A 12,415-nucleotide genomic window follows, 5' to 3' on the forward strand; every position below is an offset into this window, starting at 1 on the left:
TCTTAATGGATTTAAGCCAAGTAATATTGGCCTTGTATCAAAGCGATGTAATGCAATTGTGCATTACATCGTTTTTTTTTGTTACAAACTAAAGCTTAAAAAAATTTTAAAACCATTAAAATAATCCCTGAAAAATACACTAATAATATAGAAGGGAATAATAATGAAGGGCTTAACCCTCAAACCAATTGTCACAGCTGTTTCTTTGGCCATTGCATTAAGTGCCTGTTCAAGCAGCGACTCTAGCTTAGCGTTAAATTCAGCACAATCAAATGCCGAGCATCAAAATACGGCTGTGTCTCAACATGCTCATAATCCTTTTTCAAACCGTATGATACTTTTTTTGGGATCCCGGATTTTGATAAAATTAAACCTGAACATTATTTACCAGCATTTGAAGCGGGTATTGCTGAGCAAAAGCTACAAATCACAAACATAGCTCAGAATCCGCAGCCTGCTACTTTTGCCAATACTATCGAAGCAATGGAATTTTCAGGAGATTTATTAACTAAGGTTATCAGTGTGTTTTATAACCTCACTGGTGCGCATACCAATCCTGAATTACAAGAAATCTCAAAAACAGTTTCACCGATGTTATCTTCAGCACGCGATGATATTTTCTTAAATGATCGATTATTTCAACGTGTAAAATCGGTTTATTTACAAAAAGACGCACTGAATTTAAACGTGGCACAAAGCAAGTTATTAGAAGATACCTACAAATCATTTACCCGAGGTGGCGCAAACTTATCGGTTGCAGACAAACAAAAGCTGCGCGATTTAAACGAACAAATTGGTAAGTTAAACTTAGAGTTTGGTGATAATGTGCTTGCAGAAAACAACGCATTCCAATTAGTTATTGATAACAAGAAAGATTTAGCCGGCTTGCCTGATGACGCAATTAACACTGCAGCCCAAAAAGCCATTAAACTCGGTCATGAAGGTAAATGGGTGTTCACTATTCATCGCCCCTCAATTACGCCTTTCTTAACCTATGCCGATAATCGTCAATTGCGTGAGAAAATATACAAAGCCTACATCTCACAAGCCAATAACGATAATGCCCATGACAATAAAACAACCTTAGCTAAAATTGCGGCCTTACGCGCTGAGCGTGCAAAATTAATGGGGTATGAAACTCACGCCCATTTTGTACTTGAAAATCGAACAGCTAACACCCCTGAAAATGTGTATGACCTTTTGAATAAAGTCTGGCCCGCCGCTTTAGAGCAAGCTAAAGCCGAAGCTAATGACTTACAAAAAGTGATTGATAGTGAAAATGGTGGCTTCAAGCTTGAAGCATGGGACTGGTGGTATTACTCAGATAAAATCCGTGTTGCTAGATATGACTTTAACGAACAACAAACAAAGCCTTATTTCTCACTAGAAAGCACACTTGAAGGTGTATTTTATACCGCCAATCGTTTATTTGGTATTATGGTTAAAGAACGCACTGACTTACCCAAATATCACCCAGATGTTCGCACTTGGGAAGTTTATGATAAAGATGGCAGTTTAATGGGTATCTTTATGGGTGATTACTTTGTCCGCGGTTCAAAGCGTGGCGGAGCTTGGATGAATGCTTATCGCCAGCAATACAACATGAATGGTGTAGAATCAAAGCCTATTATTGTAAACGTATTGAACTATCCACGTCCCGCCGCTGGTGAACCCGCCTTATTAACCTTTGACGAGGCTAGTACCCTATTCCATGAATTTGGACATGCCTTACACGGGTTATTATCTGATGTTAAGTATCGCTCTCAATCTGGGACTAACGTGCCAAGGGACTATGTAGAATTTCCTTCTCAAGTCATGGAAAACTGGATGACTCAACCTGAAGTACTGGCCCAGTTTGCTAAACACTATCAAACAGGTGAAGTGATCCCACAAGCGTTAGTTGAGAAGATTCAAGCGGCAAGTCAGTTCAATCAGGGATTTTCAACCGTTGAGTATATGGCTGCAACTTATCTTGACTTAGACTGGCATACCTTGAAAAGCAATGACATTCATAATGCGGCAGAATTTGAAAAAAATTCGCTAACTAAAATGGGCTTAATTCCACAAATTGCTCCTCGTTATCGCAGTACCTATTTCTCACATATTTTTGCTGGAGGCTATTCCGCTGGCTACTATAGCTATTTATGGTCGGATATTTTAGGTGCTGATGCCTTTGAAGCATTCAAAGAAAATGGCATTTTTGATAAGCAAACCGCAGATAAGTTCCGTCAATATATCCTATCTACCGGTGGTAGTGCAGATCCTATGTTACTTTACAAAAAATTCCGCGGTAAAGATGCTGGTATTGAACCATTACTTCGCTCAAGAGGTTTGTTAGACAAACACTAAACACCTCTGGATTGATCAAAAAAACATCACATCATTTGTGATGTTTTTTTTAACTGTTTTAAAATACATCAGTAACAAATTGATACGTGAAAAAACAAACTCACGTCACATTTACTTCATTGAAATTCGATATAATTTGCCCGCTTTAAAAATAAAAAACCAAAATATAATCATATGGTTGTTATTAAAGCAAGGGCAATATCGCCCTGGGGTCAAACAGGAAATATTTCAATGCATAACAAAAAAATACTTGCGATTATTATCGCTAGCTCACTCGGTTTATCAGCTTGCGGTAGCAACGATGATGACAGCGTCGGTTTAATTGAAGTGGATTTACGCGTGATGGAAACCACTGATCTTCATACTAACCTCATGGACTTTAACTATTATTCAGGTAAAAACGATCCCACTATCGGTTTAGCTCGTACCGCTAGTTTGATTAATGCCGCACGAGATGAAGTAACCAACTCAGTGTTAGTGGATAACGGCGATTTATTACAAGGCAGCCCAATGGGTGATTACATGGCTAGCGTAGGTGTAAATGACACTCACCCCGCTTACAAAGCGATGAACACACTGGAATATGATGTCGCGAATATTGGTAACCATGAGTTTAACTATGGATTAGACTTCCTCGAAAAATCACTTGAAGGTGCTGATTTTCCTTACATAAGTGCTAACGTAATCTGTGCAAATAAACAGGGATGTTGGAATGACATTCAATTTTCAGAGCCAATGTTCAGCCCTTATTTGATAAAAGAAAAAGTCGTTATCGACACCCAAGGTAATGAACATACCATTAACATTGGTTATATCGGATTTGTGCCACCACAAATCATGATTTGGGATAAAGCCAACCTTGAAGGTGAAGTTGAAACTATCGGTATTACCCAAGCGGCCAACAAATATGTACCCGAAATGAAAGCCAAAGGTGCAGATGTGATTATTGCGATCCCCCATTCTGGCATTGGTTCACCTGAAAACCCAGGCGATGCTTGGGCTGAAAATGCAACATTCGCATTGACCAATGTAGATGGCATTGATGCAATTATGTTTGGCCACAGTCATTCTATTTTCCCACATGCTAATTATGCAAGCTTGCCAAATACTGATGTCGAAAAAGGTCTATTAAATGGCGTGCCCGCGGTTATGCCTGGCCGTTGGGGAGATAATTTAGGGATTGTTGATTTAAAACTGCGTAAACAAGACAACCAGTGGGTGGTTATCCACGATGAATCACAAACAGAGGCCCGCCCTATCTATGATAATGCTAGCAAAACGCCATTGGTGGCTGGCGAAGACAGCATTCGTGATGCCATTGCAGCAGAGCACCAAGGTACACTTGAATATGTTAACCAACCAATAGGTAAATCTACCGGTGACATGTACAGTTTCTTATCATTGGTTCAAGACGATCCTACGGTACAAATTGTATCTGATGCCCAAATTGCTAACGTAAAAGCAAAATTGCCATCAGAATTAAAAGATTTCCCAATCTTGTCAGCCTCAGCACCTTTCAAAGCGGGTGGAAGATACTCAGAAGGGGATGCTGCTCAATATGTTATGGTAGAAAAAGGCGATCTAACCTATAAAAATGCTGCTGATTTGTATTTGTACCCGAATACTATGGTTGCAGTTAAAGCAAATGGTGCAGAGTTAAAAGATTGGTTAGAGTGTAGTGCAAATCAATTTAATCAAATCAATCCAAATATTACTGCGCCACAAAACTTAATCAATCGAGCTGGCCACCCAACATATAATTTCGATACTATCGATGGCGTGACGTACAAAATTGATGTGACACAACCATCTAAATTCGATCGTAATTGTAAAGTGGTTAATGCTGACGCTAACCGTATTGTAGATTTAACCTATACGGATACTGAGGGTAATTCATTTTCTGGCAATGAACTAGACGCAATGGAGTTTATAGTTGCTTCGAACAACTATCGCGCATTTGGCGGCGCATTCGCAGGAACTGGTCCTGAACATGTGATTTTAGAGCTTCCTGATGAAAATCGTGCCGCTTTAGCAGCCTATATCACTGCACAATCACAGCCAGATGGTAGTGGTGGTTATAACTCGGCGGTCAATCCGACCGCGGACTACAACTGGGACTTCAAAACCATCAACACATCAATTCAATTAGATGTGCGCTTTGAAACCCAAGACAGTGAATTAGCTGACACATTCATTCAATCTAATCAGCAACGTAAAATGGTCAAAAAACAGGTTGAGGGGACGATAGCCGGTTTTGCAATTTATAGTATCGATTTGCAAAATGACCCAGTAAGATAGTTTTGGATGTTACAAAGACCAATGCCCTACCTTTGTAGGGCATTATTTTACATTGGCTATACCGGTGCTATGATTAAGCACATCTTCCCTATTAGAATGTATGCACATGATTCATCATCTAAAATCAACTCGTTTTACAATTTTTGCCGTTTTTTGTCTTAGCTTGTTAAGTATGAATAGCATGGCGCAAGTCGTTAGCTCAGCGCAAACCAACCCAACAGTTCAAAGTGACAATCATAACGCTCAAAAATGGACATTTATATTGGTTCGTCACGGAGAGAAGCAAACCGGCAGTGATCCTGAATTAAATGAGCAAGGCACACTAAGAGCGCAACGACTTGCTGATATGCTGCAACATATACCACTTGATAAAGTGTATTCCACAGATTACCGCCGCACTCAACTTACCGCCGAGCCTACGGCCAAAAACCAAAACTTAGCAGTGACGTCCTATGACCCAAGCGATCTTGCAGGATTCAGCCAAACATTAATGCAGCAACCTGGGCATTACTTAATTGTTGGTCATGGCAATACTATGATTGCATTAGCTAAAAAATTAAGCCAGTTAGATGATTTTGACAAAATGAATTACACCGAAGACTATGATCGTTTGTATTTTATTGAAGTCAATATCATTGATGGTAAAAGAACAAATTCAGTGTATCGATTCAGTTATTAATCTTGGCACAGCTTGTGACATCTGATTGCGAAAATAATGGCGTTTCAATGTAAACGCCATTTTTAATATCTCACTTTTTATCTCAACAAAAATTTATCCATTTAAACTCAATGTACCTGCAGATTACAAAGTCATAATTCAATCATTATTTAGTTGCATAGAGTTAGGCTTCGCTAGGACGCTTTGCTAATAATGATCTACTTTAGTTAAATTGATTTATCTATCCCAGGAGGATGAATGTCAAAAATTCTTGCTTGCCACCTTTATGATTATATTGAAGTCATCTGCTTATATCGGTACTCCGTATTGATAACGCTCATTAATGGTCAACAGATTAATGGGGTCTTCAACACCACAGGTTTTACTGCTACGCCGATAAAACAAGAGGTCATTTACGGCAAACAGATTAATGGTGTTGATATCGAAGTCATACTGACCGACATAAAGTCAATAAAGGTATTAAATGAAAATGCACAATTTAGTATTGTGCATTTCTAGTTTTTCCAAGTGAAGTGTCAAGGCCTAACTATTCAAGATCAAGGGGCGCATTTTTTTCATTATGGTGTGGCCAAGCATTAATAACGGCTTTGACTAACGAGGCTAATGGAATAGCAAAAAATACTCCCCATACTCCCCATAAACCACCAAAGACCAGTACCGCGGCAATAATCATTACTGGGTGTAAGTCCACAGCATCGCTGAATAATATAGGCACTAACACATTGCCATCTAATGCCTGAATAATGCCGTAGCCTAACATCAAATAACCGAACTCAGGTCCTATTCCCCACTGCACAAACGCGACTAATGCAATGGGTAATGTCACTAAGGTTGCACCAACGTAAGGGATCAATACTGATAATCCAGTTAACACCCCTAGTAGTGCAGAATAACGTAAGCCCATCACAGCAAAAAACACATAGCTCACAACGCCAACGATAATAATTTCCATCACTTTACCGCGAATGTAATTAAAAATCTGTTGATCCATTTCAAACCAAACTTTACTGGCCAAGCCGCGATTTGCAGGAAAAAAACGTTTACTTCCTTGAATTAATTCATGTTTATCTTTTAAAAAGAAAAACACTAATAATGGCACTAAAATGGCGTATACCATGAGCACAAGTAATGAGGCAGAAAAACCCAGTAACTGTTTACCAAAATCTAACAGGTGCTGAGTATCAAGTAGCTTTTTAAGCTCATTAATAGAAGCATCTATTTGTTCTACACTGATAAACTTTGGATAATCACGGCTAAGATCTCGAATGACTAGCATGCCCTTATCTAACATACTGGGTAAATCAGCAACTAAACTTACTCCCTGACGCCAAATGCTTGGCATTAAAACAAGAATAAGAATCAACATTAAGCCGAGAAAAGCGACCAATACTATCGAAGCGCCAGCTGTGCGATTAATGCCTAATTTTGACATTTGAGCAACGGGCCATTCTAATAAAAAAGCTAACACTAATGCCACAAGCAGTGGTGCTAGCAAACTAGCGCCAAAATAAAGGGTTAAGGTTATACCAACAAGAATAAACACTAATGTAATCGCTTGTGGATCACTAAAACGGGTTTTGTACCATTCCTTTAAAAACTCTAACATTGCAAAACCTTGTATAAATGAAGAAAAATTAACCTAACATAGGCCTATTTAGTGATATTAATTGCCATTGTGCGTTTATCTTGTTGCAATAGACTGACATGAAAACCGTTTTTTTCAGCCCAAGCGGGAACATCTTTGCAAGAACCAGGGTCTGACAGTAAAACTTTCAATGTTTCGCCTTGTGGCAATTGCTTTAATAACAGTTTTACCTGTACTAAAGGATATGGACAACGATACGTCGTTAAATCTATCAGTTTCATAATAATTTACGTTAAATAAACTGACGCTATTATCCTTAGTTGCATAGCAAACCACAAGCTAACAGAGTAAACTCTTGTGCGGTTTTCTCTACATAATAATCAGCGTTAAGGGTGTCGTTTGAGTAAATTATCTTTCACCACTAAATCATTGCTAAACATGAGTAAAACCTTTATTGCCAGTGCGGTTTCTGTTTTATTTGTGGCCAACATTGCCAGTAGTTTTGCCAATAGTGACTTACCCGATCTAGGAACGGCTGCGGTTAATACATTCAGCCTTGAAAAAGAAATGGTCTATGGTGATGCTTATATGCGGGTTATCCGCTCATCAGCACCAGTATTGAACGATCCCGTGTTAAATCAATATTTATCAGAGTTAGGAAATAAGCTTGTTGCCCACGCAACTGGGGTTAAAACCCCTTTTTACTTTTTTTTACTCCGAAACGATGAAATTAACGCCTTTGCCTTTTTTGGCGGCCATGTGGGTGTTCATACCGGATTATTTCTCAATGCTGATTCAGAAAGTGAACTAGCATCGGTGTTAGCGCATGAAATCACACACGTTACCCAACGTCATTTAGCGCGCTCTTTAGAGGCCCAAGAAAAAAGTTCCACGGCAACCATTGCTGGGTTATTAGGGGCGATATTATTAACTATCGCCGCGCCTCAGGCCGGTATGGCAGCTTTAGCAACAACACAAGCCTTAGCTACACAATCAAAAATAAACTATACCCGTTTACATGAAAAAGAAGCTGACCGCATCGGTATGCAAATTCTAGTTGAAGCCGGATTTGATCCCAATGGTGCTGCCGATTTTTTTGCTGAGTTAGCAACCCGTTATCGCTTTACCACTACCCCACCACAAATGCTGCTAACTCACCCATTACCTGAATCACGTATTACTGATGCCCGAAACCGAGCGGCACAATATCCAAACAGGTATATTCCCGATAACTTAAATTATCAACTTGCCAAATCGCGTATTCAAGTGCGTTTTTCAAGCTTTAATGATGAAGCGGCGCTTTCGTTATTTGAAACGCAACTTAAAAAGCACTCTTATGCATTTAAAGAATCTGCATTATACGGCAAAGCATTAGCGCTATTCCGCCTAAAAAAATATGAAGAATCTGAAGCTATTATCGATACATTAATCAAACAAGATGCCAATAACTTATTCTATATCGATACTAAAACAGACTTACTTGCCCAGCGTAAAGCATTTGACGATGCCATTGTACTGCTTGAAGCACAGCGTAAACTCAAGCCGACATCTCAGGTGGTTAATGCCAATTTAGCCAATATTTACGTTGAGTCAGGTTCACCTAAAAAAGCCATCCCTATGTTAGAAGAACTGATATTTTTAGATAAACAGAATATACTCCCATACCAAATCATGACAGATGCGTACCGTAAAATGGGCAATAAAGCCTTGGAATATTATTCTAATGCTGAAGCGATGGCATTGGCAGCTGACTATAAAGGTGCTATTGACCAATTAAATTATGCATATCGGCATTCTGAAGGTCAGCAACTGCAAATTGCTCGTATCGAAGCCCGTATAAGGCAATTTCGTGAGGCTGATAGAAACTTAGAAGCGCTTAAATAACCCGTGTTCAAGACAAAATGAAAGTTGATACTATGACAAAAATAACTATTTTACATAATCCTCGTTGTTCTAAAAGCCGTGAAACCCTAGCCTTAGTGCAAGGTAAATCAGATAATATCAACGTGGTAGAATATTTAAAAAATCCCCCTTCAGTAGATGAAATTACGCATATCCTCACTTTACTAGGATTAACCGCCCGCCAATTAATGCGAACTAAGGAAACCGAATATAAAGATTTAGGTTTGCAGAATGCCAACTTGACGGAAGCGCAACTCATTCAAGCAATGGTTGATACACCTAAACTGATGGAGCGTCCTATTGTGTTGGCAAATGGCAAAGCGGCTATTGGTCGTCCTCCTGAAAGTGTTTTAGCAATAATTGAGTAGCCATAGATGACAACCTACAGCTTATTTCAGCTTTGCCGCACAGGCTATATCGCCCTAGTATTATTGTTAACCGGATGGTTTATTCAACAAGGTCTTGAGGGAACCTACTCTTTAGCCTTCAATCTTATTTGGATATTACCATTGTTAATGCCTTTAAAAGGGGTGATTCAAGGCAATCCTTATACCTATGCCTGGGCAAGCTTTATTCTTTGCTTGTATTTACTGCATGGTCTTACTTTAGTTTACGTCACTGAAGATGCATTAGTCTTTGCAGTCATTGAATCTGTACTTATTTCTGCACTACTGGTTGGTTTTCCTTTTTATGCCCGTAAAAGAGGCCGGGAATTAGGCTTAGGTCTAAAGAAAAAATCAGAAAAAACAAACTAATATACACTTTAATTAGACATGATAAAGCGCCATAAAGGCGCTTTTTTAATCTTGTCGCAGTTAAAAATGCCATGCTATAGTTAATTGATAATAATCATAGGAATTAACACATGGTATTTAGTCGCAACATAATCTCACTTCTTGTTACAGCCAGCTTGCTCACTGCATGCGGTGGCGGCTCAGATTCAGCGGCTACACCAACTCCGCCACCCGATAATAACTTACCGGCTTCTCAATGTGATAACCCTGTACAATGGGCTGTTGTAGAAACCACTGACAACATCGCTTTTTTAACGGAGTTAACTTATCACACCAACCAACCAGGAGTGATTATTGCCCAACTGACAGAAAACAAATCCTCTGGAATGGCGTTTAAATGGCAACAGGTTGCTGGTGATGGTTTATCATTAATTAACAATATGTCTCCAGTATTAAGCTTTACCGCAGCAAATAGCGGTGAATATCAATTTAAATTGACCGTCACCGGAAATGGTCCAAATATTACTCAATTTGTGACGGTTAATGTTAATAATACTCAACAATCTAGCCTTGCAGTGAATAGCGACCATCAGGTGGTTGAAGGAAATAATGTCAGTGTAAGATTGGCCCGCATTAATGGTGAGATGCCAACCAATATCGATTGGTGCACCTATTCGGGTGATAATGTAAATTTAGATTTGTCCAATACTGAGCGCCCATTATTTGTCGCACCTAATGTAGATCAAGATACCGTTATTTCAATCAGAGCTTCAGCTGAGTTTAATGGTCAAACAGTCACTGATGACGTCCATATTCTCGTCACGAATGAAGCCAATATTACGTCCCCCTATTTCGATACCCCATTAGCACGCACTTATGCGTATAAATCCAACTCAGTTTATAGTGATCAAATAAGCAAATGCACTTATTCAAATACACTTAACAACAGTTGCAGCATTTCACAACTGCCACTGATAGGACAACAGACGACAACCCCCACCATAAGCGACATTATGGACAGAGTTGTTGTATCACATGATTGGATGGGGCGTAACTTTGAGCTGTTTTTGCAACAGCAAGATCCACATGGCGACTTCATCACCCTATTACAATCTGTTAGTGCAATCGTTATTAGCTACGATATACGCCCTTCTTTTTACTGGGTAGTCACTGGGGCAATATATCTTGACCCAGAAAATTTATGGCTTACCCCTTCTGAGCGTGACAGTATTAATGAAGCACCTGATTATCGAAGTGATTTTGGTAATGATTTGCAGTTTTTAATGCCTTGGCGTTATGTAAAAAACAATCAATATGCATATTCATCATATCCCTACGAAAACCGCAGTAATCGCACTATTGAAGACTTTACACCGCGATTAGCCTCGTTGCTTTATCATGAATTAGCCCATGCTAATGATTTTTTTCCGCGCAGTGTTCATGCTGATATTCAAGGCCCGACATTATTAGATGATTTTTATAAGCGTACCAATAACAAAGCACTAATATCTGATCAGCTTAGTAATTTATCACCTCTGCAAAGCAGCGAAATGTATGGTTTAGCGAATGTCAGCTTTAAAGGTGAAATAGCCAATGCAACCCAGAAATCATATGTACCAAGTGACGTAACTAGCTTCTTTAAACCTGATCACGCTTCAGACTATTATGCTTATTCTTCAACAAGAGAAGATGTCGCCATGTTATTTGAAGAAGCTCTAATGAGTCATAGATATACTATTTTACGTGATGTTGCAGTTACCGATGCACCTGAAAATGCATCAGGATCGACGATAACCGTTAATTGGGGGCAGCGGGGACGAATTGGCGAATCAACTATCAAACCTCGAGCCGAATTTGTCATTACAGAAATACTACCTGAAGTGGATAGCGCTAACTTAATAAATAATTTGCCTGCACCTTTAGCACTCACTCCTGGAAGGTCATGGCTAGAGAACTTAACTTTAATATCAAATAATGGCTTTGCACCACAAAAAGTCAATCACGTTCAACAGGATATAAGTTTGCACGAAAGACCGTTAGAGCTTAGCGGCAGTCAGCATAGATAGTATATAAGGAAGATGATATCAATGGATAACCTAACCCAGTAGGGTTAGGTTATTACAATCGGAGCATTTCTTTAATAAAAGGTATCGTTAATTTACGTTGATGTACCATTGATGCTTTATCTAATTTATCAAGTACGTCAAATAGTGTTCTCAAGTCTCGCGCCATGCGTGTCAGTAAGAATCGCCCGACTTCATCAGATAACTGTAAGCCACGCATTGCTGCACGTCGCTGCAAGGCAACTAATTTTTCATCATCAGCCATTGGCTGCAAATGATAAATTAACCCCCACTGCATACGAGAGACTAAATCAGGTAACGCAAAACTTGCTTCTATTGGCGATGCACTCGCACTCACAATTAAGCGGCAGTCTTGTTGTTCTGCTATCCGATTATATAAATGAAACAGCGCTTCTTCCCAAACTGGATGACCAGCAACCGCATCGATATCATCGATACAGATTAAGTTTAAGGCCTCAACACCTTCAAACAGTGCGGGTGAAATACTGGCATGAATACCTAATGGCACATATAGAGAACGTCGGTCTAAATCATTAGCATGTGCACATGCAGCATGCATCAAATGCGTTCGACCAGATTTTTGCGGACCATATAAATACAAAGATGAGGTCAGATTTCCCTCAGCACAAGCTTGAAGCTTTTGGATCAGTTCATCGTTACCTGACGCAGGATAATAACTATTAAAAGTTTCATCATCAGGTAAATAAACGGGCAAAGATAATTGTCGTGGAGAGGATTGGGTCACTCAAATTTCTCAAAAATAAACACAAAGCGGCTGTAATCA

Annotated in this window: 10 protein-coding genes and 1 pseudogene; 8 read left to right on the forward strand and 3 right to left on the reverse strand. The window is 39.3% G+C overall.

The features are described from left to right. Positions 1-163 precede the first annotated feature (163 nt). The 4 genes and pseudogenes from NE535_RS00435 to NE535_RS00450 all read left to right on the forward strand — a co-directional run bounded on the left by NE535_RS00435 (position 164) and on the right by NE535_RS00450 (position 5,824). Positions 164-2,349: pseudogene (locus tag NE535_RS00435) on the forward strand (M3 family metallopeptidase). A 231-nt stretch (positions 2,350-2,580) separates the two neighbouring features. Then, positions 2,581-4,647 carry a bifunctional 2',3'-cyclic-nucleotide 2'-phosphodiesterase/3'-nucleotidase gene (locus tag NE535_RS00440; RefSeq protein WP_261296731.1) on the forward strand — a complete coding sequence of 689 codons (2,067 nt, stop codon included), beginning with the start codon at positions 2,581-2,583 and terminating at the stop codon, positions 4,645-4,647. A 181-nt stretch (positions 4,648-4,828) separates the two neighbouring features. Beyond that, on the forward strand, positions 4,829-5,326 hold the full coding sequence (locus NE535_RS00445; protein ID WP_261296732.1) for a histidine phosphatase family protein: 498 nt from the start codon (positions 4,829-4,831) through the stop codon (positions 5,324-5,326). Positions 5,327-5,563: 237 nt separating this feature from the next. Next, positions 5,564-5,824 carry a Rho-binding antiterminator gene (locus NE535_RS00450; protein ID WP_261296733.1) on the forward strand — a complete coding sequence of 87 codons (261 nt, stop codon included), beginning with the start codon at positions 5,564-5,566 and terminating at the stop codon, positions 5,822-5,824. A gap of 28 nt (positions 5,825-5,852) precedes the next feature. On the opposite strand, the gene NE535_RS00455 is transcribed toward NE535_RS00450, so the two are convergent. Together NE535_RS00455 and NE535_RS00460 are read right to left on the reverse strand one after the other, a co-directional pair. Then, positions 5,853-6,932: an AI-2E family transporter gene (locus tag NE535_RS00455; protein ID WP_261296734.1), complete on the reverse strand. Its 1,080-nt coding sequence runs from the start codon at positions 6,930-6,932 to the stop codon at positions 5,853-5,855. A gap of 44 nt (positions 6,933-6,976) precedes the next feature. Then, on the reverse strand, positions 6,977-7,192 hold the full coding sequence (locus NE535_RS00460) for a sulfurtransferase TusA family protein (protein WP_261296735.1): 216 nt from the start codon (positions 7,190-7,192) through the stop codon (positions 6,977-6,979). 157 nt (positions 7,193-7,349) lie between these two features. Between NE535_RS00460 and bepA the strand changes: the two genes are divergently transcribed. The 4 genes from bepA to NE535_RS00480 all read left to right on the forward strand — a co-directional run bounded on the left by bepA (position 7,350) and on the right by NE535_RS00480 (position 11,613). Next, complete coding sequence (gene bepA / locus NE535_RS00465; protein ID WP_261296939.1) at positions 7,350-8,795, forward strand: beta-barrel assembly-enhancing protease; 1,446 nt, start codon at positions 7,350-7,352, stop codon at positions 8,793-8,795. A gap of 32 nt (positions 8,796-8,827) precedes the next feature. After that, positions 8,828-9,181: an arsenate reductase (glutaredoxin) gene (arsC, locus tag NE535_RS00470; RefSeq protein WP_261296736.1), complete on the forward strand. Its 354-nt coding sequence runs from the start codon at positions 8,828-8,830 to the stop codon at positions 9,179-9,181. A 6-nt stretch (positions 9,182-9,187) separates the two neighbouring features. Then, positions 9,188-9,568 (forward strand): DUF2069 domain-containing protein, encoded by a 381-nt coding sequence (locus NE535_RS00475; RefSeq protein ID WP_261296737.1) that lies wholly within the window; start codon positions 9,188-9,190, stop codon positions 9,566-9,568. A gap of 110 nt (positions 9,569-9,678) precedes the next feature. Further along, positions 9,679-11,613 (forward strand): PKD domain-containing protein, encoded by a 1,935-nt coding sequence (locus NE535_RS00480; RefSeq protein ID WP_261296738.1) that lies wholly within the window; start codon positions 9,679-9,681, stop codon positions 11,611-11,613. Positions 11,614-11,665: 52 nt separating this feature from the next. On the opposite strand, the gene hda is transcribed toward NE535_RS00480, so the two are convergent. Then, positions 11,666-12,376: a DnaA inactivator Hda gene (gene hda, locus NE535_RS00485; protein WP_261296739.1), complete on the reverse strand. Its 711-nt coding sequence runs from the start codon at positions 12,374-12,376 to the stop codon at positions 11,666-11,668. Between the last annotated feature and the right edge of the window lie 39 nt (positions 12,377-12,415).

This window comes from Shewanella holmiensis (assembly GCF_025370255.1).
GTDB classification, from domain to species: Bacteria; Pseudomonadota; Gammaproteobacteria; order Enterobacterales; family Shewanellaceae; genus Shewanella; species Shewanella holmiensis.